The organism is Brevibacterium aurantiacum (genome assembly GCF_003932995.1).
Taxonomy (GTDB): Bacteria; Actinomycetota; Actinomycetes; order Actinomycetales; family Brevibacteriaceae; genus Brevibacterium; species Brevibacterium aurantiacum.
The window spans coordinates 107,735-132,200 of sequence record NZ_CP025333.1; the positions used below are offsets into that span (position 1 = coordinate 107,735).

Here is a 24,466-nt window from a genome sequence, read left to right on the forward strand (position 1 = left end):
AGAGCTATGCTGACGGAGATGACCGAGCAGTCAGCTGACAATGCGGACCCTGGTGCAGCGCAAAAGTGTCAGATATAATCGACACGTGGCTGTTGTTCGAACTACCCGAACATTTGATCGTTGGCTCAAGGGCCTCAAGGATGAGAAAGCTCGTGTCCGCATTCTGCTTCGACTGGATCGGCTTGCGCACGGGAATCCTGGCCAGGTGGCACCGATCGGAAACGGGTTGTCTGAACTCAAGATCAATTCCGGTCCCGGTTACAGGATCTATTTCCTTCAGAGCGGGTCTGAGCTGATCGTGCTGCTCTGCGGTGGTGACAAGTCGACGCAGGGTAAGGACATAGCCGCTGCGAAGAAGCTTGCTGATACTTGGAAGCTGGACCAGAGGAAGGAGGGTGGACATGACTGACGACGTGAAGTATCCGATCTTCGACGCCGCTGATCACATTGCCACTGCCGATGATGCCGCGATCTTGCTGGAGACGGCCCTTGAAGATGCCGCGGATGACCCGGGTGCCCTTCCGGCGGCGCTCGGGATCATCGCTCGATCAGGAAATATGAGCGACCTGGCTCGCCGAGTCGGCATGAGCCGCGACGGCCTCTACAGGGCGTTGTCGGAGGATGGAAATCCGACTTGGTCAACAGTCCTGCAAGTGACCAAGGCGCTGAACCTGCGGGTTGAGATCCATCCGGAGCCGCGCTCGGCCTGATCGTCTGGACCTGGAATGGCTGGAACTTCGACCACACCGCTCGCCCTGTCGTTTGGGACGACTCCGCCAGTGGCTCGCTGTCCCCGGGACTAATACAGAAATATCCCGCTGTTAGAATTGGTGCCATGAATTTCGGTATGCCCTCCAGAAGGCTCCGTAGCCGCCGCTGACGGCGGCGGGACCCTTCACATCACTCTCGTGCGCCGTCCTGGCCCTCGCCGGACGGTGGTTTCATGCTGTCCGGCTCCACGACGAGCTGAAAGACCACGATGCCGAAATCAACATCTTCATCCCCCGAACTCGACCTGCCCGCAGGATCTTCCGCACACATCCGCGCCGAGAACATTCACATCATGCGCGGCGACCGCGAGATCCTCACCGGTCTCTACTTGACGGTCTCCGCCGGTTCGCGACTGGCCGTCGTCGGTGAGAACGGCAGCGGAAAGACGACCCTGCTGCATGTCCTCGCCGGTACCCTTCCACCCGATCAGGGAGAGCTGCGGCGATCAGGTACCGTCACCCTGCTCGAGCAGGCGCTCGACGCCGACGACAACCGCACGGTCGGCGATCTCATCAATGAGTCCCTGCGCCAGGAGAAGGCCGCGCTGGCCGCTCTCGACGCCGCCGGCGAGGCAATGGCGCGGGACGAGCCCGGAGCAGACGAAGCCTTCACGCAGGCCCTCGACCTGGCGACCCGCCTCGACGCATGGGGCGGCGAGCGGCGCATCGACACGGCACTGGCGGGACTCTCCGCGTGCTCGGACCGGACGCGGAGCCTCGCGAGCCTCTCGGTCGGCCAGCGCTATCGAGTGCGTCTGGCCGTCGTCCTCGGCTCGAGTACCGACATCCTGTTGCTCGACGAACCGACGAACCACCTCGACGCCCAGTCACTGGCGTTCCTCACCGAGCGACTGCGCACCCGACACGGCGGATTCGCCCTGGTCAGCCATGACAGGGCGCTGCTTCACGATGTTGCCGACGAATTCCTCGATCTCGACCGGAGTCGCGACGGACGCCCCCGGAACTACTCCGGCGGCTACCGCGGATGGGTGGCGGGGAAACGTCGGGACCGTGAGAACTGGGAGCAGGACTACCTCGCCGAGGTGGCCGAGCACGCCCGACTGTCCGAAGCCGCCGATGACGCCCGATCCCGATTGAGCACGGGGTGGCGTCCGCCGAAGGGAACCGGCAAGCACACTCGCGCGACGAGGACCGCCGGCGTCGTGCAGGCCTTCAACCGTCGCGTCGAAGACCTCGAACGGCACGCCGTGGAAGTGCCCGAACCGCCTCTGCGTCTGCAGTGGCCGGACGTATCGGAATCCGATGACGAGCGGTGGGAAGCGGAAGGCGGCTCACCGCTGGCAGCGGAATCGGTCACCGTTGAAGGGCGGATGAGGCAGACGGTGTCTCTGAGCATCGCTCCCGGCGACCGCTTGCTCATCACCGGCGCGAACGGCACCGGCAAGTCGACGCTTCTCGACATCCTCACCGGCCGTCTCGATCCGAGTTCCGGAGAGGTGCACAGACATCCGCAGGCACGGGTCGAGCTGCTCAGTCAGGAGGTGCCCGAATGGAACGCCGCCGACACCGCCGCCCGTGTGTTCGAGGACTATGCACTACGGTCGTCGCTGTCCGGCGACCTTACCCTGCAGGACCTCGGGCTGCTCTCGGCGGATGACTCGACAACACCGGTTCACCGACTTTCGCAGGGTCAGCAGCGCAGACTCCAGCTGGCGATGTGTCTGGCGGTCGAACCCGACGCGCTCATCCTCGATGAACCGACGAATCATCTGTCCGCCTCGCTGGTCGACGAACTCACGGAGTCCTTCGGGACCGCCTCGGCGGCGCTCATCGTCGTCACCCACGACCGGCAGATGTTGGCGGATCTCGCGGACTGGCCGCGTCTCGACATCGGAAGAGCAGCGGCGTCGCTCGGTGCCTGAGTTCGTCCCCGCTCAGTCAACGCGAAACTCGAAAAAGTCGTCGCGGGTGACGACTTTTTCGAGCTTCGAGTTGATCGAGAGCGCTCGTCAGAGCTCGGGCAGCAGCGAGATCGGGTTCTCGATGCAGTCGGCGACGAAGGTGAGGAACTCGCTCGGCTCCTGACCGTCGCACGCCCGGTGGTCGAAGACGAACGACAGGTACATCACTTTGCGTACCGTGAGCTCGCCGTCGACAACCCACGGGCGGTCCTTGATCCGACCGAGACCGAGCATGGCCACCTCGGGGAGATTGATGATCGGGGCCGAACCGTCGACGCCGAACACCCCGTAGTTGTTCAGCGTGAACGTGCCGCCGGAGAGCTCGGACGGATCGAACTTGCCCGAGGCGGCCTTCCCGACGGTCTCGGACACGGAGTCGCGCATCTGCCTCAGACTCATCTCGCCGGCCCCGTGGACAACGGGAACCATGAGCCCGCGCGGGGTCTGCGCGGCCAAGCCGAGGTTGATGTCGCCGTGGGTGACGATCTCGCCGGCGGCCGTGTCGATCGAAGAATTGATGATCGGGTACTTCTTCAACCCGGCCACGACGAAGCGGGCGACGAGGGACAGCAGCGAATACTTCTCACCCGTGCGCGCCTCGAGCGCGCGCTTCGTGCCCAGCAGCTCGGTGGCGTCGACATCGAGCCAGATCGTCGCCTCGGGGATCTCCTGCCGCGACTTCGTGAGACGTTCGGACACGACCTTCCGCAGCCCCGTGATCGGGGTGCGGGTATCGCGGTCGGCCCGCCCGACAGGCGAAGGTGCCCCCACCGAGGTGGCGCTGCGTTGCGTGGTCGACTGAGGTTCGCCGGCTGGTGACGTCCCCGCGGGGACGTGAGCGCTCGCCGCTTCGACGTTCGCAGCCGTGCCCGACTCGATCGCGGCGAGGACATCGGCCCTGGTCACGACCCCACCCGGACCCGTGCCGGGCATGTGTTTGGCGCTGATGCCGTGGTCCTTCGCGAGCTTGCGCACAAGTGGGGAAGAGACGGGGGAGACGCGCTCGCTTGCCTCCGTCGATGACTCATCGGTGGAGGTCGACGTCTCTGCCGGCGGCTGCGATGGGGCGTCCGGGGTGACGGTCGGAACAGCGGGCGCTTCAGCCGGGCTCGGAGTGGATGCCGCACCAAATTCGGCCGCACCAGGCCCGGCCGTGTGCTTGCCGCCGAACGAGCGCTTCTTCGTCGACCGGGTCTTCGGCTCCGATGTACCGTAGCCGATGAGGTTCGCGCCGCTCGATTCGCCGGCACCAGTTTCGCCGCCGTCCACAGGCCCGGCGCCCGCGCCCGCCTCAGCGCCTGCCTCAGCGCCTGCCTCAGCGCTCGCCTCGGCGCTCGCCTCGGCGACGGAGAGCAAGGGCTGACCTGCGCTGACGGTGTCCCCGGCGTTCGCGTGAAGGCTGACGATCCGCCCGGCGTACGGGCAGGGGAGTTCGACGACGGACTTCGCGGACTCGACCTCGACGACCATCTGATCGACGTGGACCTCGTCCCCGATCTCGACCTTCCAGGAGATCAGCTCCGCCTCGGTGAGGCCTTCGCCGAGGTCGGGAAGGATGAACTCGCGCGTGCCCGTATTCAGATCAGCACTCATCACAGCTCCCAATCCCAGGACTCGAGCGCATCGAGCACGCGTTCGACGGTGGGCAAATAGAACTCCTCAAGCTTCGGCGACGGATACGGCACATCGAATCCAGCGACCCTCAGGATCGGGGCCGACAGGTGGGTGAAGTTGCGCTCGGTGAGGCGGGCGGCCACCTCGGCGCCGTATCCGCCGAACTGCGCGGCCTCGTGGATGATCGCCGCGCGCGAGGTCTTGCGCACGGACTCGGACACCGTCTCATCATCGAACGGCGACAGCGTGCGCAGGTCGATGACCTCGATGGACAGTCCGTGCTCGGCCCCGGCCTCGGCGGAATCGAGCGCCGTCCGCACCGTCGGACCATAGGCGAGCAGGGTGACGTCGGTGCCCTCGCGGATGACCTGGGCCCGATTCATCGGCGCCGTCGTCACCGGCAGAGACAGGGTCTCCTTCATCCAGTACCGCGACTTCGGCTCCATGAACACGACCGGATCATCGGAGGCGATCGACTCGCGCAGCAGCGAATACGCATCGGCCGGATTCGACGGCGTGACGACGGTCAGACCCGGCGTCGACGTCCAATAGGCCTCGGACGAGTCCGAGTGGTGTTCGACTCCGCCGATGTCGCCGGCATAGGGAATCCGGATCGTGATCGGCAGGCTGACCCGGCCTTTCGTCCGGTTCCGCATCTTCGCCACATGGGACACGATCTGCTCGAACGCGGGGTAGGCGTAGGCGTCGAACTGCATCTCGACCACCGGGCGCATGCCGTTCATCGCCATGCCGATTGCGGTGCCGATGATGCCCGACTCCGCAAGCGGGGAATCCCAGACCCGGTTCGACCCGAATTCGGCCCTCAGTCCTTCGGTGACGCGGAAGACCCCGCCGAGGCGGCCGACATCCTCACCGAAGACGAGCACAGTGTCGTCGTCGGCCAGAGAATCGCGCAGCGCCTGGTTGAGGGCCTTCGTCATCGTCACCGATGACGGTGCGGCCATTGTCGCCGGTTCGGTGCTCGCCGAGGCGGCCGGTGCTGTTTCGTCGTTCACCGCGGTCGGATCGGACGTCGGGTCGGTGCCTGTTTCGACGCTCATGCGTGGCCTGCCGCGGCGAGTTCGGCTTCGAGGACCTGCTGCTGTTCGGCAAGGGCCGTGCGCGGGGTCGCATAGACGTGGGCGAAGAGTTCGCGCGGGTCGACCTCGGCCTCTTGGTTCATCGCATCGCGCACGGACGCGGCCAGGGTCTCAGCCGCCTCGGCGACCTCTGCGACCGTCGAATCGTCGAGGGCACCGGTCGTTCGCAGATACTTCTCGAGACGGTCGATGGGATCGAACTGCTTCCAGTGCTCGACCTCTTCGGAGTCGCGATACTTCGTCGGATCGTCGGAGTTCGTGTGCGACTCCATCCGGTAGGTGAGGCACTCGATGAGGGTCGGACCGTCCCCATTCCGACCGCGCTCGAGTGCCGCGGCGACGGCGGCGAACACGGCAGCGACATCATTGCCGTCGACGCGCAGGCCCGGCATTCCGTATCCGGCGGCGCGATCGGCGAGCATCGTCGCGTTCGTCTGCTCCCGCAGGGGAGTGGAGATCGCGTACTGGTTGTTCTGCAGCACGAAGACCGTCGGGGTCTGCCACACGGAGGCGAAGTTGAAGGCCTCGTGGGTGTCGCCTTCGCTGCTGGCGCCGTCGCCGAGGAAGGTCAGAGTCGCTGCATCCTCGCCTTTGAGCTTCGCGGCCATCGCGAATCCGGTGGCATGCAGAGTCTGCGTTGCCAGCGGTGTCGCCGCAGGTGAGGCGTGATACTCACGCGGGTCGAAACCGCAGTGCCAGTCCCCGCGGAAGGCGGCGAGGATCTCGGCGACGGGCACTCCGCGGGTCAGCAGCGCTGCCGAGTCGCGGTAGGTGGGGAAGAGCCAGTCGTTCGGGGCCAGCGCGGTGGTGGCCCCCACCTCGGCGGCTTCCTGTCCTGCCGCGGAGGGGTAGGTCGCAAGTCGACCCTGCCGGGTCAGATGCGTGACCTGCGCTTCGAACCGGCGGACGAGGACCATCTGCCGGTAGAGACCGGTGAGGGCGGCATCGCTGGGGATCCGCAGCCCTTCGGTCGGAGTGTCGGTGAGCCGGCCATCTGCGCCGATGAAGCTGATCGGCTGCAGCTGGGGCAGTGAGCGGCCTGTGGTGGGAACGTCAATGGTCATGGCCCCATGGTGGCGTGAGCCGAGTCACGATTCCATGGCTTAGGTGCAAGTGAGGACGGGCGGCCAAACGTGTCGCGAACTCGGGACGAAGGGGCCGGTTCCGGCAGGTCGAGTGGACGTTTGGCTGGACGGTGAGGGCTCTTTCACACAGCCGTGCGTGCAAGTCCAGCGCAGTAGATCAACATTTCTTGTGCAATTTCGTCTTTTTGGGGGATGTGCGGAGGCCGAGTATGAACATAACCTCTATACCGGCTGAGGACTACCGGAGTTCCAGCAGAGAGGAATCATGTGAAGAAGATGCTCATTGCAGGGGTAGCGGCAGCGGCCCTGACGCTGGGGGGTTTCAACCAACGCTGAAGCAGCAAGCTACACCTGGTATAACGCGGGATATAACGACGTGCAGAACGGCTCTCTCAACGCCCAGGTCTACTCCAATGGCAACCGTGTCTCGAAGGCCAAAGTCACGTACAAGAAGACGAAAGGTTCGGGGGTTTCGGTTAAGTTCGGATTCCAGGCGGTCAACAAGAAGGGCGGAGCTCAAGGCCCGGTGTCGTGGTCCGGAACCTACAAGATGAAGTCGAAGCAAACAAAGACAGCGACGTTCTCGGGCTCTGCGTCGTTGAGCAGCAAACGGCCATGCGCTCGTGCTCTGATGAAAGACACGATTTCGGGCAAGAACTACTACACGAGAACGACGTTCTGTACAGGACTGTAAATGCTTAGATATCTAACTGCACTGCCCTACGCACTTCCGGTCGCGGCAGTTGGTGCGATCGTTGCAGCAGTAATCGCAAAGCCTGTTGGCCGACGGCTTCGAGAGCATCCAGTAATCGTGTTCTTCTGGATGGCGAGCGTGTCCGTTGTGATCGCTGCGACAGTGACACCGTCAGGGCACGCGCCGGGATTGAACGATGGTTTGACGACGACCCGAGTCTGGGCGTGGTCGTTCCCGGCCCCAGGGGCGCTATTCTCGGTCAATTGGCAGTCGATGAACCTGCTGCTTTTTGCGCCATTAGGGGTAGCTAGTGGACTGTTCCTTCGGTTCCGCCACATTGTCGGGGCCGCTTCCATTGCGGCGTTACTGTCGCTTGCTGTCGAACTTGTCCAGTACATGGTTATCCCGCTGGGCAGAGCACAGTTCAACTCAGCGACGGTCGTAATCGGATGGGTCGGGATTGTAGTGGGAATGCTGGTGGGAAGACTGGTAGCGAGCCAGATTCGGAAGACTAAACAAAAAGGGGATCAAGGCCAGCTGCAGAGCTGACTATGCCCCAAGTGTCAATACTTCAGACACGCAGATAGGGAACGAACATAGATGGGTCGAGTCGAATACGATGATTGGACTCCGGCCACACTGGATAGAACGGATAATTATGAAGAAGCTTGTCTCAATTGTTGGTGGGCTTGCCCTGGTCGCCGGTTCAACGTTCGCCGCGGGACCAGCATCGGCAGTGTTGAGTGAAGACATCCAGCCGGTAGAGTCTTCGCCTGCAGATGAAGACGCTCGAGTTGATTCGCTACTGGAAGACGGTGCCGAAGCAGACCCGCTGGAGCTTGTACCCGGTGCGACCACCGACCCTGACAAGGTCAAAGAGATTGACGAGTCGGGAGCTCCGGCAACTGTAGTGGTCGATCCTGACAACGGGAAGATCGTCGCAGCAAAACTGGAAACCACAATCTCGGCCCACAAGATATCAATTGTCGGCCCTGGGTGTTCGGCGGCGAGCGGATATTTCTGTATGAGGGGCTCTAATTACTACGGGTTCAAAGGAACTGGCTCTCTGTCCGGGAAGTGGAAGAGCATCAAGTGGTTCCACACCGGCAATAAGCAGGGTGCAGTTCGATATGGAGGAAAGTGGCAGGGCTGGCACCCGAAGAACCGGGCCGTGCAACTGACGAAAGCCGTTACAGTGACTGGGCTAAAACGGCAGTAAAAGAAAGAAACGCAACTGTCACACTAAACACAGCTGAAGCCATGGACTATTCAGCTTTCGGCATCGAATTATGCGCGTTGTATTTGGGAACGTCCTCAGCGCTAGATGCTTTCGGGGTCTCTGCCCTGGTTCGCGGATAAGTGGCTCTTCTCAGATGAGGGTGTAGGTCGGCCGGGCGCGGCGGTCCGCAGATAGACGTCGAGGTCTCGCGACGACGGAGGTTCCTACGCCATCCATCCGAAAGACCTCGACGTGTCCGACGCTACCCCGCCGGCCGGCTTCGGCCGCCCTGACCTGACCGCCTTCGCGTCTTATCCCAATCGACTCTGATCGGGTCTGCTGATCCTCTCGACGAGAACGCAGCGACATCACAGCCACCCAACCCCGACCGTCCGGGAAGCCGGGACACGTCACATGGCCTATGCTGCGGGCGTGTCGAGTGGGTCGTCCAGGGGCGACGCAGGAGCGTCGACGCGACGTGCTGAGAGCTGGTTCCAGTCGAGTACTAGCACACCGGCTACAGGCATGGCGATAGGTCAGGAACGGCGTCGCTCCCTACGCAGGAGGGAGCGCAGAGTCTCGGCGTTCGCGTAGCCGACCCGTAGCGCGATCTCGGCGGAGGTGAGGTCCGTGGTTGCTGAGAGGTGCCGAGCTCGCTCGATGCGAAGCCGTTGGACGAAGCCGAGCGGAGTGAGGTTGAGCGCCGCACGGACTCGTCGTTCGAGGGTGCGCCGGCTGGTGCCGAGCGACTGCGCGACGAAGGCGACGTTGAACGGTTCGTCCAGGCGGGCGCGCACGAAGCGTTCGAACTCGACGACGATCGGGTCCTCGTGCCGGAGATGTTCGTAGGCGACGAAGGCCGCCTGCGACGGGCGCTCGTCGATGATGAGGAGCTTGGCGACGTGTTGGGCCAGGTCGGGGCTGATCGATCGCACGAGTGAGAGCGCGAGGTCGATGTGGGCGAACGCGGCGCCGGCGGTGACGAGGTTCCCGTCGACCACGACCATGGTGTCGAGATCGAGGGCGACTGTCGGATAGCGCTTCAGGAACTCCGGCCCCAGGAACCAGCTGGTCGTCGCCCGCCGATGATGCATCCGTCCGGTCTCGGCGACAGCGAACACGCCGGTGCACGCCGCGGCGATCCGGGTGGTCGCCTCGTCGAGGCGCCCGAGTGAGGCGATGACCGAACGAGCATCTCGGCTCTGGAGGGCGTCGTGGGTAGCGGCGGCCGTAAGGGTTCCAAGCGCAGGGACGACGACCACGTCGAACTCTGCGGACTCCGACAGCGGGTGGTCCACCGACAGGGTCATCGATGCCGTCGTGGTCACTCGCCGTTTCGGTCCGAGGATGGCGAGTTCGATCGGGTCGATCCGCGGGTCGACATCACCGCGGGCTCCGTCGGCTACCCGCACGATGTCGATGATCGACGCGATAGCCGAACCGAAGCAGCCGTCGATCGCGATCAGTCCGATACGCATGACGTAAACAATAGCAATACTGCCGTATACGCCACTACCCACCGGCCCTCGCTCGTCATATGCTGAACTCGTCACACGAAGAATCACGACTTCAAGGAGAGTCCCTCATGTCAACACCCGCATCACTTCCGTATGCCTTCGTCGCCAAGATCGTCGCGGCCGATGGACAGCACGACGCGGTCGCCGATCTGCTCGCCGGCGCTGTCGCACTCGCCAACGAAGAAGTAGGAACGATTGTCTGGTTCGCGGTCAGGACCCACGCCGACACCTTCTGGATCTTCGATGCATTCCACGACGAGGCCGCTCGCGACGCCCACGCCAACGGCGCCATCGTCGCAGCCCTGATGGCCAACCAGCACCTCCTCGGCGCAGCACCCGAGATCCTGGCGGCCGACGTCCTCGCGTCCAAGCTCCCGTAGTCCGCCAACGCACGAGACGATCGCGCCCCGCCGATCCGTCGCCAGGTCGCGACGCAACGCCACGCTGCGTTGCCGAGCGGCGCGAGGCCTATCGGCACACGGACAGGATGCCGGCCGCGAGCGCTCAGCCGGCGAGGGTCCGTCGCAGAGGAGAGCGACGTCGGTGTCGGGCAGAGCTGTGAGGCCAGCGCATCGCGCGACCACCAGAACCGAACAGCCCCTGCCCTGCGTTTCCGCAGGTCAGGGGCTGTTCGCCGGAGCCGCCTGTCGGAATCGAACCGACGACCTAATCACGTCGGCTTTGCGTCTATCGCTTGATGCGCCCACTGGGCGAACGAACCGCTGACCTGCGCAAACGCCGAGCGTGGGGGACGCCGCCATCCGGTGGTGACCGACGACGACCGACCAGTACCGATCGTTTCACCGGAGCTTGCGGCGGCGTCGAAGCCGAGCAAGCTCCATTCCTTTAGCTCACCGCGCCCTCCTCCTCGCCGGTCCCGTCGTCGTCGAAGACGTTTCAGGGGGCTTCTCAGATGAGGGTGTAGGTCGGCCGGGCGCGGCGGTCCGCAGATAGACGTCGAGGTCTCGCGACGACGGAGGTTCCTACGCCATCCATCCGAAAGACCTCGACGTGTCCGACGCTACCCCGCCGGCCGGCTTCGGCCGCCTTGACCTGACCGCCTTCGCTCGACTCGACGGCCTCGGTCTGAGCGTGACCGGACAACGACTTGAACCGGATCGTGCGGTCCTCGCGTGCCGCGTGGTGGAACCAGATCAGTGGTGCCGACGGTGCGGCAGCGAAGGCGCTGCTCGTGACACCGTGATCCGGCGGTTGGCCCACGAGCCGCTGGGCTGGCGACCGACCGTGCTGGAAGTTGTAGTGCGCCGCTACCGCTGTGCCGACTGTGGACACGTGTGGCGCCGAGACACCAGCGCCGCGGCGGAGCCACGCGCGAAGCTCTCGCGCACCGGTCTGCGGTGGGCGCTGGAAGGGATCGTGGTCGCACACCTCACCGTCGCCCGTGTCGCCGAGGGACTCGGGGTCGCGTGGGACACCGCCACCAACGCGGTCCTGGCTGAAGGCAAGCGGCTGCTGATCAACGACCCCACGCGGTTTGAGGGCGTGAAGGTCATTGGCGTCGATGAGCACGTCTGGCGCCACACCAGGCGTGGCGACAAGTACGTCACCGTGATCATCGACCTCACCCGGTCCGCGATGGCGCCGGCCCAGCAAGGCTGCTGGACATGGTCGAGGGCCGGTCGAAGGCGGCGTTCAAGACCTGGCTCGCCGACCGCGACGACGCCTTCCGTGACGCGGTCGAGGTGGTGGCGATGGACGGCTTCACCGGGTTCAAGACCGCCGCTGCAGAGGAGATCCCGGACGCAGTCACGGTGATGGATCCCTTCCACGTCGTGCGCCTGGCCGGTGACGCCCTCGACAGGTGCCGGCGCCGGGTCCAACTCGCGATCCACGGGCACCGTGGGTTCAGGGACGACCCGCTCTACAAGTCGCGGCGCACGCTGCATACCGGCGCGGACCTGCTCACCGACAAGCAGAGCGACAGGCTACGCGCGCTGTTCGTTGATGACGCTCACGTCGAGGTCGAGGCGACCTGGGGTGTCTACCAGCGCATGATCGCCGCCTATCGCCACGAGGACCGGCAACGTGGCCGCGAGCTCATGGAGAAGCTGATCACCGACCTCAGCGCCGGCGTCCCCAAGGTGCTCACCGAGCTCACCGCCCTGGGCCGGACCCTGAAGAAGCGAGCCACTGACGTGCTCGCCTACTTCGAACGACCCGGCACCAGCAACGGGCCGACCGAGGCGCTCAACGGACGGCTCGAACACCTGCGCGGCTCCGCACTCGGGTTCCGCAACCTGACCAACTACATCGCCCGAAGCCTGCTCGAGACCGGCGGCTTCAGACCCCAACTCCTACACCCCCGATTGGGATGAGCCGGATAAGTCTGAAACCGGGACGTTGCGTCTAGCAAGCATGTGGACGCGTATGAGAGATTGCGTTTTTGCCGCGTGGTTGCCTGCGTTCCCACATTGTTAATCGGCCTCGGAGAACTATATTTCGGGGCCGATTCTCATTCGTGCCGACGAGAGAGCGGCGGTGTCGGCTTGGCTCGGCATTCTTCGTTGTCGCGGTTGTGGACGACGACCGCAGGGTTGGCATCGAGGACGTTGAAAAGCCTTATCGATATCGCCCTCGCCAGCTCGTCACTTCTGGATTACTTCCTCCCGTCGATCGCATCAGCTCTCGGTGAGAAGTCCTCTCCGAGCGGGGCGATGTACGCCGTCCCCACCTTCGGCGCCGCGGCCCTCAGATCTCGCCCCAGCGATATCCGCGGGAGGTGAAGGCCTCGGCAATCGCGGTCTTTTTGCCTTCGACATCTCCTTTGAAGGCCTGGTGCCCGCCCTCGGTGACGACGACGAGCTTGCCGTCGGTGAAGTACGCGGTCGAGAACGAGGCGCGGGAGATGCGCAGCGGGTGGTCGTCGTCTCGGCCGATGGTGATTCCGTGTTCATCGACAACCAGGGGAGTCGTCGATGCGGCGATGAAGAAGGCGGCGATGAGTCCGAGCAACCCGCCGATGATCGGTCGGGCGATGACGACCCACGCCTGGTCGAAGCGGCTGAGCTTCTCGATGACGTCACCGAAAGGGATGGGGAAAGTCGCGGCAATCGAGCCGAGGGCTGGAAGGAAGAAGCCGAGCGCCACCCCGATGCCGATGCAGACGAGGCCGATGACGACGACGTCGCTCCGACTGAGCGCGAACGTCGCGGGGGCGTGGGGCTGCTGGGTTGCGAAGTCGATCTTCTGCTGGGGCTGATCCATCACGTGCTCGATCCTCGAAGGCATTGTCGGTACTCAATGATACCAAAGTGGAACAACGCTGTTCCACAAGTAGACTGCTCTGTATCGTTCGCAGAGTCAGGGAGGGGTTGTGCCGGTGCAGGGAATGCGTCGATTGGGCCGAGAGGCGCTGGTCAGCGAGGCACTGACCCACCTTGCCGCGAACCCGCAGGCGTCGATGATCGAACTTTCACAGTCGATCGGCGTCGGTCGCACCACTCTTTACCGACATTTCGGTGATCGGGAGGCGCTCGTCGGTGCGGCGGCCCTGCTCGGTGCCCGGCGATTCGGTGAGGCGGTCATGAAGGCCCGTCCCGGCGAAGGGACCGGGCTGGCTGCGCTCGAGCGGATCTGTGCGGAGCTGTTCACTCTGCCCGATGTGCTCACCCTGCTCTTCGCCGACAACCCGATCATCACCGATGAATCCTTCGCCGAGGCGGCCGCCGAGTCCCGGTCAGGCGCTGAGTCCAGCACGTGCGCTGAATCTGCGGATGCCGAGGATGATCCCCTCGAGGCCGTCATCGCGAAAGGGCAGGCGGACGGTTCCATCGATGAAGGCGTGCCCATCGGATGGGCGGCGGCGTTCGTCTACCTCACCATCGGCTCCGGACACCTCTACAGCGTGAGCGTCGGCGTCGACGATCCGACCGCGCGCGCCCAGTCTCTCGAGCTGACCATCAGGGCGGTGCGGAAGACCCTCGCCTCGTCAGGGGCTGAGCGCTGACCAGGGCTTGAGAACCGGCCGGGCCCACAGAGCTGTGTGCGGTACCGCCGACTCCCGAAATGTGATCTCGGCGAAGCCGCGGGGCCATGCCGGGGCAGTTGTATGGCGGACGAGTCTGGACTTGTTACCGTTATTGCTTCAGTTCATCCTCGGCAGGAGCAATGCGTGTCTACTTTCTTCGACGGTCCCGAATTCCACGGAATGGCAACGGGCGGCAGTATCAGCCATAGCCCCGGCATGGGCGACGGGATGATGCGGGAGCTGGCACCGTTCCTCAAGGCCGAAGGCGTCGACATCGACGATCCGAATGCGGACTTCACCGAGGCCGAATTCCACGCAGCCATGGAGAAGGCGCAGGAGGAATACAACCGCCGCCTGTTCACCCCGGTCGGTGCCCACCGCGGACTGGCTCTGGGGAAGCTGCGGTCGTTCTCCGTGACCTTTGCCGAAGGCGACATCAAAACCGCCGAGGCTGTTGTGGCCTCCCTGCCCTCTGACCCCCAGGACTTCAACCCGAGCGTCGCGCAGGTGACCGGGGCAGCGATGGACCTCCTCGACGAATGGTTCACCGACGACGTGCACGGACCGAAGCTCGGCGGAGTGATGGCACCGAAGTGGTCGGCGAAGAAGTCCCGTGCCGTGGCCCGCGACATCCTGGCCCTGGCACATAAGGGCCGCGTCGTCGACAGCCTCGATCGCCTCATCGCCAGCAACAGCGGACGTCCAGTCCTCGAGGGCTCCATGCTCGCCGTAGCCGCCGCGGTCGCGCGGTTGGCCAAACGAAACAAGGTCTCGGAGCAGCAATTCGTCGACGAGCTCATGCCGCTCGACGGCTATCCGGAACCGGTTGCGGGCACCTACGGTTCCACCGACCGAGTGTTCCAGGACGACCAGGACGACCAGGACGTCCAGGACGGCCCTGCCGCAGAACAGGACCTGCCTGAGTGGCTCGGCGGATCGAGCGCCGAGGCGAGCGCACAGGCGAATCCCCACGCCGACCCGCAGAGCGTCGACGAACGAATGGACGCGGTCGAGAAGACCGTCTACGAGATGCCGCTCTATCAGCGCTTCCGCGACTGGCTGGCCGAGACCTACGACGACGTCGACGAGGACTCAGAGGTCTTCGACATCGCCCACCTCCTGTTCTGCATCGCCGTGTCCTCCCGCGCAGATATCGACGAACCGGAGGGAATCGACGACCTCCTCGACGTCCTTGAAAGCTTCGCAGTCGACGGACAGGAGGAGGCCGAGAAGACCGATGGCGAATCGCCGTCGACGGTGATCTTCCTCGACAGCCTCGAAGCTCTCGACAACTATCTCCGCTTCCGCATGGACACCGACGAGAACCCCGAACGCTGGAACGCCGCCCGCGCCCGAGCCGAGGCCGCGAGCATGCGCACCGACCCGCTGCCCTCGGCCCTGATGGCCGCAGTCGAAGCCAATGCCCTGAGTGAGGAGCAGCTCGCGCAGCCGTTGTCGGACAACCGCCTCGTTTCAGGTGTGGCCGGCATTCTCGAATGGATCGGCGACTCCCTCCCGTTGACCGGTACGGGACGGGTGAAGCGGGCCGATATCGCCGAGGCGGCCGAAAAGTTCGGCATCGACGCCGTCGGGGTTGCGTCGAACGCCCGGTACGAAGACGGCGTGAACTATGCGCGCAGCGCCGATGAGGTGCCCGTCCTCGAAGCAATGTGGGCCGTGATGCAGAGTGCTGAGATCACCGAGATCACCGGCACCAAGGTCCGCCCGGGAAGCGCCGCCGACGAGTGGAAGAAGGGTGAGGTGAGCGCGGATACCGCACTGCCGGTCATCGGCGCCTTCATCTACGAGCGGCTGCTCGACGTGATCAACCTCGTTCCCGGAGAGGACTACGGCGCCCCGGCGATCACGATCGCCCAACGCCTCATCGAGATCCTCACTCCTGACTCGGCACCCGAACGCCCCGACCTCGACCTCGGCGAGGTGCGCGCCGAGCGACTCTCCACGCTCTTGGCAGACGAGCTGCAGGAACTCACCGAGTTCGGGCTCCTCACAGCCGGCGGAGACACGCTGTCTGTCGAGCCGGTGTACAAGCGCATCGTCGCCGGTGCCGCGCTCATGCTGCTGTCGGGACCGCGCGAATAAGACGAGGCGAGACCAGGGGTGTCGGAGCGAACTGAGGTGGCGGTCTCTGGTCGGTGTTGAAAATAAGTGGTTGCACCTGCTGCGATCCCAGGTTAGGCTCACCTATGAGATATAGGGAACATCGGTCTTGCCTAAGGCAGTTGACACACCTGCTTGAAGTTGTGGGTCCGGCTTCTCTGTTTCTCGCTGTTTCATACGTCAAGAACCCTCGGAGCTGAATACATGCCGCGTACTTCCAGGCCTCTGCAGGTGTTGCCGATCATCCTGCGAGAAGTGGAAGTCACCGGCATCGTCGACATCACCCCGAACATGCGACGCCTGACAGTGGCAGGCGATCAATTGGCGGCCGGTGGGGTCGGCGAGGCTGCACGGCCTGCATTCCGCTCCGAGGGTTTCGACGATCACGTGAAACTCGTCATTCCCCCGCCCGACGGCTCATCCCTCGATATCGGCGAGCAGGAGGAGTTCCGCTTCAACTGGAATCGGGAAGCGCTCAACCGTGCCCGCGACTACACTGTTCGCAGCGTCGACCACGAGACGAACTCCTTCAGCATCGACATCGTGCGCCATGACTCCGGACTGGCCTCTGACTGGGCTTTCGGCGTCGCGGTCGGTGATCGGATCAGCTTCGCCGGACCGAAGACCTGCGCCGGGCTGGCCGACGACATCGATTTCCACCTCCTCGTTGCCGACGAGACGGCGCTGCCCGCTGTCGGGCGCTGGCTCGAAGAGGCACCTGTTGGCACCCGCGGTCACATCATCATCGAAGTACCCACCTCCGACGACATTCAAGACATCCCCACCGAAGCCGATGTCGAAATCGACTGGCTCATCCGCGGATCCACCGCACCGGGCGAATCGCGCCTGATGTTCGACGCTGTGAAGAATCTCGATCTGCCCGAAGGACGCACTTTCGCCTGGTGCGCGGGCGAGACGCTGACCATCGCCCCCATCCGCCGCTACCTGCGCCGGGAGATCGGCCTTCCCAAAGAGGACGTCGAGGTCGTCGGCTACTGGCGGAAGATGCCGACTCGTCCCGCCGCGCCCAGTGCGGCAGTCGCCTCCACGCCCGAGGCCACGCTCGAGGGGTCTGGGGCCGAGTACGCCCCGGCCGATGATTCGGCCCCTTCTGCAGCAGCCGGCAGCGAGGGCAGCGCCGAACCGGACGGAACTCTCGAGGTCCTCCACCAGGTCCACGAAATGACCGAACTGCTCCCCGCGATCATCACCCGGACGGCCGTCACCCTCGGCATCAACGACCTCATCGCTGGCGGAGTCGCCACCGCCGAGGCGATCGCCGCCGAACTCGGCCTCGACACCGACCGTGTGCGCCCGGTGCTGACGGCTATGTGCTCCCTCGGGCTCCTTGCGCGTGAGGAGGAGAACTACCGCAACACCCCGACCGGAGCGGTCCTCACAGGCGACGGTGCCTCCGACGGACTTGACCTGAGCGATGCGGCGCTGCTCGACCTTTTCTCCCTCGTCGACCTCATCGATGTGCTCAGAGGCGGGTTCGCCTCCCGCTCCTCCCGCGCCTCGACGATTCAGGCTCCCACCTGGCATGCCCAGCGCGACGCCGATTCCGAACTCGACTCCGCCCACCGGCGACGCAGCCTCGACCACCTGCAGTATGTCCTCGATCTCATCCTCGACCTCGAACCCGTGGCATCGGCCGAGAGCCTCGCCGTCGTCGGTGATGTCGACGCCGAGGCGGCCGCCGCCTTGACGAGGAAGGCCTCGCATTCGGGGCGGACGATCCACACTCCCGGCGCACAGGGCCTGTCCGGTCGACGACCCTGGCCGGACGTCGACTGCACCCTCGTGATCGCCGGATTGACGGGGCGATCGCGGACAGAGGTGACCTCGTTGTTGGACCGGATGTTCGCCGCGAGCCGGACAGTAGTGATCGTCGAACCCTTCACCGACGATGCCGAGACCGATGACCATCAGGCCGAAGAGCTCATCACGGTCCTGGCCACCACCGGGAATCCGTCGCTGACCAGCGGCGAGCTCGTCACGGATCTGCACAGGCTCGGAGCCGCGCACGTGCAGGTGAGAGACATCGGATGGGGGTTCGGCCGGTTCCGATCGGCCGTGATCGCCGCACGCTCCTGAACTGCCTCTCCGGGGCCCGGCCGCCTCACCCGGACGTTCACCAGATCAAAGAAGAATAAGGACAAACGTATGACATTGACGCGCCTGACCGCTGCTGCCATCGCCGGAGCCACCGGCCTCGCTCTCCTCGCCGGATGCGCAGGCGGCAGTGAGGAAGCGAACCCGGGCACTGCCTCCGAGACGCGCACCGTCACCGATGCGACCGGCGCGGAGGTCGAAGTGCCCGCGGCTCCGAAGGCCGTCGCGACACTGCACTACGCCGCCACCGAGACCCTCATGGATCTTGACGCGCCTCCCGTGGCGCAGGGCGAGTACCAGGATCCGGCCGTGCCCGAGGTGTGGCTCGATGAACTCGAGGGGATCCCCACAGTCAGTCAGCAGGAGCCGGACCTCGAGAAGCTCGCCGAGGCCGAACCCGACCTCATCCTGTCCCCGAACATCTTCGAACCGGAGATGATCGAGCAGCTCGAGGAGATCGCACCCGTCTACCAGTTCACCCTGCGCGGCGGAGACCGCGCGAATTGGCAGCAGCGTGTTGGGGAAGTCGCAGACGCCGTCAACAAGACCGATCAGCTCGACGAACTCGACAGAGAATTCACGGCTCGGCAGAAGCAGCTCGGCGAAAAGCATTCCGAGGTCACCGAGGGCACCACGATCGGAGTGGTGTCCTCCTTCGAGGAGAACTCGGCATATCTGTGGGGCAGTGAGAACATGCTCGGCACGATTCTGTTCCCACTCGGGTTCGATTGGTCGGCCGACGAGGACGCCATGGTGAAGAAGTACGGCAAGGCCGAACAGGGAGGCAATAAGTCAGGGACCGTCGAGCCCGAAGCTCAGATCTCGCTGGAAGTCCTCGACCGCAGTCTGTCCGATGCCGACATCATCTTCGTCAACTCGGACCTGCGCGGCGACTATGACTCGTTGACGAAGGCGCTCATGGACTCCGCTGTGTTCAAAGACCTCCCGGCTGTCCGGGCCGGACACGTCTATCCGATCGGCAAAGCCACAATCGCCGGATACGCCGACGCGGATTACGGTCTCGACCTTGCCGAGAAAGCCATCACCGAATACCAGAAGGACTGAGCCGCACTACTCAGCCGGCGCCCGGCCTGTGGCCCTCGGCCTCATCGAGGATGAGGAGCGAGCGGGAGGACACGACGCCCGGGACTTCGTGGATGCGGCGCAGGATTACCTGCGACAGCGCAGTGTTATCCGGGGCATTGACCGTCACCAGGGCGTCAATGTCCCCGCTGACGGCTTGGACCTTCTCGACGAAGGGAAGGGCTGCCAGGTCATCGCGGACCTGCGGCCAGGGGCGCTCGCCGATCTTGACGACGACGACCGCGGTCACGGTCATGCCGAGAGCCTCGCGGTCCACCTCGGCGGTGAATTTTCTGATCGCACCCGATTCGATGAGGGTGGTGAAGCGCTTATGTGCGGCGGAGCGGGAGATGTGGACACGTTCGGCCAGCTGGCGCACGCTCAGGCGCGAGTCCTCGACGAGGGCGGCGATGATGCTGCGGTCGATGTCGTCGAGGTCGAATGCCACGGGGCGCTCCTTCACCGTTGATGTCTGCGTCTTGCCTGCGACCTCTGCGTTCAACCTGCCCTGATGCACACGCGCGGAGAGGCGGCGATGGGCACCGGGAGGAATGGTCGGTCTCCTTCCCATTCTAGGGCCCCGCCTCGGCGAGGGGATGGCCCTGCGTCGAGGTCCCGTCGTCGATGACAGGGGGACCGCCTCGGCGAGGAAAGTCCGCATGGTTGCGGAGTCCGGCGCACTGGACAAATTCTGTCGATCGTTCGTACAGTTACGGAGATATCTGTGGTGCTTACCACGTACCATGGGTGATGGACATGATCGGTTCCAACCCGGACCCGGTCAACGGACGGAAATCAGCCACCTGTAGATTATGAGACGAAAGTCTCACGCAGCTGGAACTGCTTCACGAACCTAAGGAGTCATCCTTGAAGATCGCGGTGTTGGTCAAAGAGGTCCCGGATACGTACGGCGACCGCAAGTTGAACTTGGAAACCGGGCTCGCCGATCGCGGCGCCTCGGAAGCCGTCCTCGATGAGATCGGTGAGCGTGCCCTCGAGGTCGCCCTGACGCAGAAGGACTCCGACGGCGACACCGAGGTGACCGTCATCTCCATGGCGCCCGATACCGCGACTGCGACGATCCGCAAGGGTCTGGCCATGGGTGCCGACAATGCCGTGCACGTGGCCGATGAAGGCTTGGCCGGTGCGGATCTGGGCCTGACCGCCGAGGTGCTCGCCGCCGCTCTGCGCCGCGGTGAGTTCGACCTCGTCGTGACCGGCAACGTCTCCACCGACGGCAACGGCGGCATGATGCCGGCGATGCTCGCCGAGCACCTCGACTACCCGCACGTGACCGGCCTGACGACCGTCGAACTGGGCGACGGCAAGGTCTCCGGCACCCGCGCGGTCGAAAGCGGCAAGCAGCAGGTCTCGGCCGAACTGCCCGCCGTCATCTCCATCACCGAGGCGCTTCCCGAAGCCCGATTCCCGAACTTCAAGGGCATCATGGCGGCGAAGAAGAAGCCCTTCGAGGTCATCAGCCTGTCCGATCTCGACATCGATGCCGAGGACCTGTCCGTGGCCCGCTCGATCATGGTCACCGTCGCCGAGAAGCCGCCGCGCGAAGCCGGCGAGAAGGTCGTCGACGAAGGCAATGGCGGAGCCGAACTCGCCGAATACCTCACCAAGAACCGTCTGGCCTAAGGAGAATCGTCATGTCAGAATTCCCGCAGGACTCCATTCTCGTCGTCCTCACCGCCGATGCCGAAGGCCAGCTGGAGAAGCCGGCCGCCGAACTGCTCGGCGGAGCCGCTGAGATCGGCTCGCCCGTCGCCCTCGTGCTCGCCGCCGGCAGCGCCGACGCCGCTGCCGAGAAGGCCGCCGAACTCGGCGCCGTGGCAACCCTGACCGCCGCAGCCGCCGAGGGCAACCTCGGCACCGCGGCCGTCGACGCCGTCGCCGCAGCCGCGGAGCTCACCGCTCCCGACGTCGTGCTCGTGCCCAACACTCTCGACGGTCGCGACATCGCCGGTCGCTACGCTGTGCGCAGCGGATCGTCCGTGTCCGTCGACGCCACCGGACTCGAACGCGACTCCGAGGGCATTGTGGCCAACCACTCCGTTTACGGCGGCGGCTACACCGCCTCGTCGGCCCCGACCTTCGGCGCGCCCATCGTCACCGTGCGTCTGGGCTCGATCGAAGCCCGCGCCGAGGCACAGGCCGCGAACACGCAGGCCCTCGAGGTTGCCGATTCCGGTAAGCGCTCGGCTGCGATCGATTCGTTCGAAGCTGTTGTCGAAACCTCCTCGCGTCCCGAGCTGCGCGGCGCGCAGAAGGTCGTCTCCGGTGGTCGCGGCGTCGGTTCGGAGGAGTCCTTCGAGCTCGTCGGCGAATTCGCCGACACCCTCGGCGCTGCCGTCGGTGCCTCCCGTGCGGCCGTTGACGCCGGTTACATCGCCCAGTCGCACCAGGTCGGCCAGACCGGTGTGTCGGTGTCCCCGCAGCTCTATGTGGCTCTCGGCATCTCCGGCGCGATTCAGCACAAGGCCGGCATGCAGACCTCGAAGACCATCGTCGCGGTCAACAAGGACGCCGAAGCCCCGATCTTCGACATCGCCGATTTCGGCGTCGTCGGCGACCTGTTCAAGGTCGTTCCCCAGGCCATCGAATCACTGAACGAGAACAAGTCCTGATATGGCAACCTATTCCAGTTCGCTGCGCTCGGGTCTGCCACGGGTCGAAGGCGGAGACCCCTGGCCCCCGGAGGGCACCATCGGTGAACCCTTGGAAGAGGGCGCGTCATGGCTGCCGAAGACTGCCGAGACGGAGGAACTGGATGAAGGTTCCCCCGCCGAGGCGGCCGAGTCCGATGTGACCGAGGCTGAGGAATCGACGGGGACCGTCGATGACTCGGTCGAGGAATCCGCCGAGGATTCGTCGACCGGTGCTGCTGTTGCGGCGGGCACCGGCGCTGCCGGAATTGCTGGCGGTGCGGCCGCTGCTGCGACGGCGGGCGATGACGACGATGCAGCCGATGTCTCTCCTGCTGAAGCCGCTCCTGCGGCCGAAGTTCCGCTGCGCCGGGGACTGCCGCGCGTCGAAGGTGGAGAACCCTGGCCCCCGGAAGGTCTCGCTCCTGCCGGGGTGAAGGCCACCGGTGCGTCTGCCGCGCCCGCCGCGTCAGCCGAAGCGCCTGCTTCCGCAGAGCCTGCGGTCGAAGACGACGCTCCTGTCGAGGATTCGACCGAGGACGCGGCGTCCGTCGAGTCGGACGAAGAGTCCTCGGCTGCCCCGGCTGCCGCCGCTGCAACGGCCGGTGTCGGAGCTGCGGCTGGCGCTGCCGTTGCCGCCCCTGAATCTGCTCCCTCCGACGAGGTTCCGTTGCGCCGTGGTCTGCCGCGCGTTGAGGGCGGAGACCCCTGGCCGCCGGAAGGCTTCGCGCCCGCCGGGGTCAAGGCTGCAGGTGGCTCGGCCGCCGGTGCTGCTCCGGCAGCGGCTGTATCCGCTCCTGTCGAGAGCACAGCGGACGAATCTGCGGCTCAGCCCGATTCCGCCGAAGCCGCCTCGACTGATACGTCAGCCGATTCCACGTCTGAATCGACATCCGCTGCTCCCGCGGCCGCCGCTGCTGGCGCGGGTGCTGCTGGCACGGGTGCTGCCGGTGCCGGTGTGGCCGCAGCTGCTGCTGGCCGCTCGGGCTCCGGAGAGCTTTCCGATGTTCCGCTGCGTCGCGGACTTCCCCGCACTGCCGGGGGAGACCCCTGGCCGCCGGAAGGGTTCGCACCTGCACACGCTGCGAAACCTGCCGCAGGCTCGGCTGCCGTTTCGGCTCCGACCGAGGACAAGGCCGCTGAGACCACGTCGACCGATGCCGCATCTGCCGAGGCCGGCAATCCTGCCGAGGATGCACAATCGACGGCCGAGGCGAAGCAGAGTGCGACGCCGGCCGCCGCTGACGGATCCGGTGAGAAGAAGCCCCAGGGTCGACGCGCCGGAATCGGTGGTGTCGGTGCCGGTGCGGGAGCCGCCGGTGCGGGAGCCGCTGCCGGTGCAGGTGCTGTGGCAGCGGGAGCCGCCGCGGCGTCGGACAAGTCCTCCGACGGAGCCGAGAAGAAGCCCGCTCAGCGCAAGCCGATGGCCAAGCCTGCGGCGAAGGCGGCGGACAAGCCCGCTCAGCGCAAACCGATGGCCAAGCCCGCCGCGAAGGCCGACGACAAGGCTGCCGCACGCACCGCGGACAAGCCGGCTGCGAAGACGGCACCGGCTGCGAAGGCCACATCGTCCGGTTCGGGCAGCACTGCCTCGGCGAAGCCCGCAGTGAAGAAGGAACCGGTCATGATCGGTTCGAAGTCGCTGGGACAGTGGTCCAAACTCGTCGGGCTGGGACTCGGCGGACTCATCGTCGTGGCCGGGATCCTCATCCTCGCCGCTCGTGGTGTCACGACACTGCCGGGTGTGCCGGAGTTCCTCGAGCGCTACCCGGGCGAATACCACATCCCGGAATTCGTCGATCCCGGTTTCCCGGGCTGGGTGCGGTGGACGCACTTCCTCAACATCTTCTTCATGGTGCTCATCATCCGTTCGGGTCTGCAGGTGCGTCACCAGCAGAAGCCGCCGGCGTTCTACACCCCGAAGAAGGGTGGGAAGAAGATCAGCATCAACCTCTGGCTGCACACGAGCCTCGATCTGCTGTGGCTGGCCAATGGTGTGGTCTTCGTCGTGCTGCTCTTCGTCTCCGGGCACTGGGCGCGCATCGTGCCGACCAGTTGGGAAGTGTTCCCCAACGCGCTGTCGGCGGCGCTGCAGTACGGAACGATGGAATGGCCGATGGAAGATGCATGGGTCAACTACAACGCTCTCCAGCAGCTGATGTACTTCATCATCGTGTTCATCGCCGCCCCGCTGGCCGCGATCACGGGTGTGCGGATGAGCGAATGGTGGCCGAAGAACGCCACGACGCTGAACAAGATCTACCCGGCGCCGCTGGCGCGGGCGATCCACTTCCCGACGATGCTGTTCTTCGTGTTCTTCATCCTCGTCCACGTGTTCCTCGTGTTCACGACCGGACTGCGGCACAACCTCGGCTACATGTTCGCGGGTACCGAGATGCTCGGTTGGGCCGGACTCGTCTGGTTCCTCATCGCGATGGTCGTGGTCGTGGCCGGTTGGTTCGCCGCCAGGCCGCTGCTGCTGGCCCCGATCGCGAACGCGTTCGGACGGGTGTCGAGCCGCTAGGCCTCAACTCGTCGGCGCCTGGCCGCTGGGCCTCGAGTCCGAAGCTGGTGCCGTTGCCTAATT

19 protein-coding genes and 1 pseudogene are annotated in these 24,466 nt (G+C 65.0%); 14 read left to right on the plus strand and 6 right to left on the minus strand.

From position 1 onward, the window contains the following. Window positions 1-85: 85 nt before the first annotated feature. The 3 genes from CXR25_RS00490 to CXR25_RS00500 all read left to right on the plus strand — a co-directional run bounded on the left by CXR25_RS00490 (window position 86) and on the right by CXR25_RS00500 (window position 2,653). Window positions 86-409 (plus strand): type II toxin-antitoxin system RelE/ParE family toxin, encoded by a 324-nt coding sequence (locus CXR25_RS00490; protein ID WP_009884978.1) that lies wholly within the window; start codon window positions 86-88, stop codon window positions 407-409. Beyond that, complete coding sequence (locus tag CXR25_RS00495; RefSeq protein WP_009884979.1) at window positions 402-710, plus strand: addiction module antidote protein; 309 nt, start codon at window positions 402-404, stop codon at window positions 708-710. Before CXR25_RS00490 ends, CXR25_RS00495 begins: the two co-directional genes overlap by 8 nt. Window positions 711-979: 269 nt before the next feature. After that, complete coding sequence (locus CXR25_RS00500; RefSeq protein ID WP_096161464.1) at window positions 980-2,653, plus strand: ABC-F family ATP-binding cassette domain-containing protein; 1,674 nt, start codon at window positions 980-982, stop codon at window positions 2,651-2,653. Between the two features lie 87 nt (window positions 2,654-2,740). Here the strand turns inward: CXR25_RS00500 and CXR25_RS00505 are convergent, their stop codons facing one another. From CXR25_RS00505 to pdhA, 3 genes are read right to left on the minus strand one after another with little or no spacing between them, the layout of a single operon-like run. Further along, window positions 2,741-4,285: a dihydrolipoamide acetyltransferase family protein gene (locus tag CXR25_RS00505; RefSeq protein ID WP_125187579.1), complete on the minus strand. Its 1,545-nt coding sequence runs from the start codon at window positions 4,283-4,285 to the stop codon at window positions 2,741-2,743. Then, window positions 4,285-5,367, minus strand: a complete 1,083-nt coding sequence (locus CXR25_RS00510) for an alpha-ketoacid dehydrogenase subunit beta (protein WP_009884983.1) — start codon at window positions 5,365-5,367, stop codon at window positions 4,285-4,287. Before CXR25_RS00510 ends, CXR25_RS00505 begins: the two co-directional genes overlap by 1 nt. Continuing rightward, a complete protein-coding gene (gene pdhA, locus CXR25_RS00515) occupies window positions 5,364-6,470 on the minus strand; it encodes a pyruvate dehydrogenase (acetyl-transferring) E1 component subunit alpha (protein ID WP_009884984.1) in 1,107 nt (368 codons plus the stop codon). Before pdhA ends, CXR25_RS00510 begins: the two co-directional genes overlap by 4 nt. 397 nt (window positions 6,471-6,867) lie before the next feature. On the opposite strand from pdhA, the gene CXR25_RS00520 reads away from it, so the two are divergent. Together CXR25_RS00520 and CXR25_RS00525 are read left to right on the plus strand one after the other, a co-directional pair. Then, window positions 6,868-7,185, plus strand: a complete 318-nt coding sequence (locus CXR25_RS00520) for a hypothetical protein (protein ID WP_069599165.1) — start codon at window positions 6,868-6,870, stop codon at window positions 7,183-7,185. 658 nt (window positions 7,186-7,843) lie between these two features. Next, window positions 7,844-8,404: a hypothetical protein gene (locus CXR25_RS00525; RefSeq protein WP_114385027.1), complete on the plus strand. Its 561-nt coding sequence runs from the start codon at window positions 7,844-7,846 to the stop codon at window positions 8,402-8,404. A gap of 536 nt (window positions 8,405-8,940) precedes the next feature. On the opposite strand, the gene CXR25_RS00535 is transcribed toward CXR25_RS00525, so the two are convergent. Further along, window positions 8,941-9,882, minus strand: a complete 942-nt coding sequence (locus tag CXR25_RS00535) for a GlxA family transcriptional regulator (RefSeq protein ID WP_114385025.1) — start codon at window positions 9,880-9,882, stop codon at window positions 8,941-8,943. 107 nt (window positions 9,883-9,989) lie between these two features. Between CXR25_RS00535 and CXR25_RS00540 the strand changes: the two genes are divergently transcribed. Together CXR25_RS00540 and CXR25_RS00545 are read left to right on the plus strand one after the other, a co-directional pair. Continuing rightward, on the plus strand, window positions 9,990-10,301 hold the full coding sequence (locus CXR25_RS00540; protein ID WP_114385024.1) for a putative quinol monooxygenase: 312 nt from the start codon (window positions 9,990-9,992) through the stop codon (window positions 10,299-10,301). A 631-nt stretch (window positions 10,302-10,932) separates the two neighbouring features. Beyond that, window positions 10,933-12,257 (plus strand): annotated as a pseudogene (locus CXR25_RS00545) (ISL3-like element ISPfr2 family transposase). A 373-nt stretch (window positions 12,258-12,630) separates the two neighbouring features. Here CXR25_RS00545 and CXR25_RS00550 read toward each other — a convergent pair. Next, window positions 12,631-13,146 (minus strand): YqeB family protein, encoded by a 516-nt coding sequence (locus CXR25_RS00550; protein ID WP_114385045.1) that lies wholly within the window; start codon window positions 13,144-13,146, stop codon window positions 12,631-12,633. Between the two features lie 109 nt (window positions 13,147-13,255). Here CXR25_RS00550 and CXR25_RS00555 point away from each other — a divergent pair, with 109 nt between their 5' ends. From CXR25_RS00555 to CXR25_RS00570, 4 genes are all read left to right on the plus strand, one after another. Further along, the gene (locus tag CXR25_RS00555; protein WP_240513582.1) at window positions 13,256-13,888 is read left to right on the plus strand and encodes a TetR/AcrR family transcriptional regulator; all 633 of its coding nucleotides are present in this window, start codon (window positions 13,256-13,258) and stop codon (window positions 13,886-13,888) included. Window positions 13,889-14,053: 165 nt separating this feature from the next. Continuing rightward, complete coding sequence (locus CXR25_RS00560; protein ID WP_125240275.1) at window positions 14,054-16,012, plus strand: hypothetical protein; 1,959 nt, start codon at window positions 14,054-14,056, stop codon at window positions 16,010-16,012. Window positions 16,013-16,234: 222 nt separating this feature from the next. Beyond that, the gene (locus CXR25_RS00565) at window positions 16,235-18,127 is read left to right on the plus strand and encodes a siderophore-interacting protein (RefSeq protein ID WP_069599170.1); all 1,893 of its coding nucleotides are present in this window, start codon (window positions 16,235-16,237) and stop codon (window positions 18,125-18,127) included. A 69-nt stretch (window positions 18,128-18,196) separates the two neighbouring features. Beyond that, window positions 18,197-19,210 (plus strand): ABC transporter substrate-binding protein, encoded by a 1,014-nt coding sequence (locus CXR25_RS00570; protein ID WP_069599171.1) that lies wholly within the window; start codon window positions 18,197-18,199, stop codon window positions 19,208-19,210. 10 nt (window positions 19,211-19,220) lie between these two features. Here the strand turns inward: CXR25_RS00570 and CXR25_RS00575 are convergent, their stop codons facing one another. Then, window positions 19,221-19,799 (minus strand): Lrp/AsnC family transcriptional regulator, encoded by a 579-nt coding sequence (locus CXR25_RS00575; RefSeq protein ID WP_226829549.1) that lies wholly within the window; start codon window positions 19,797-19,799, stop codon window positions 19,221-19,223. Window positions 19,800-20,095: 296 nt separating this feature from the next. Here CXR25_RS00575 and CXR25_RS00580 point away from each other — a divergent pair, with 296 nt between their 5' ends. The 3 genes from CXR25_RS00580 to CXR25_RS19100 are packed head-to-tail and all read left to right on the plus strand — an operon-like array spanning window position 20,096 to window position 24,403. Continuing rightward, window positions 20,096-20,872, plus strand: a complete 777-nt coding sequence (locus CXR25_RS00580) for an electron transfer flavoprotein subunit beta/FixA family protein (protein WP_101639318.1) — start codon at window positions 20,096-20,098, stop codon at window positions 20,870-20,872. A gap of 11 nt (window positions 20,873-20,883) precedes the next feature. Then, window positions 20,884-21,861: an electron transfer flavoprotein subunit alpha/FixB family protein gene (locus CXR25_RS00585; protein ID WP_101582812.1), complete on the plus strand. Its 978-nt coding sequence runs from the start codon at window positions 20,884-20,886 to the stop codon at window positions 21,859-21,861. 1 nt (window position 21,862) lies between these two features. Then, window positions 21,863-24,403, plus strand: a complete 2,541-nt coding sequence (locus CXR25_RS19100; RefSeq protein ID WP_101582810.1) for a cytochrome b/b6 domain-containing protein — start codon at window positions 21,863-21,865, stop codon at window positions 24,401-24,403. Window positions 24,404-24,466: the final 63 nt, after the last annotated feature.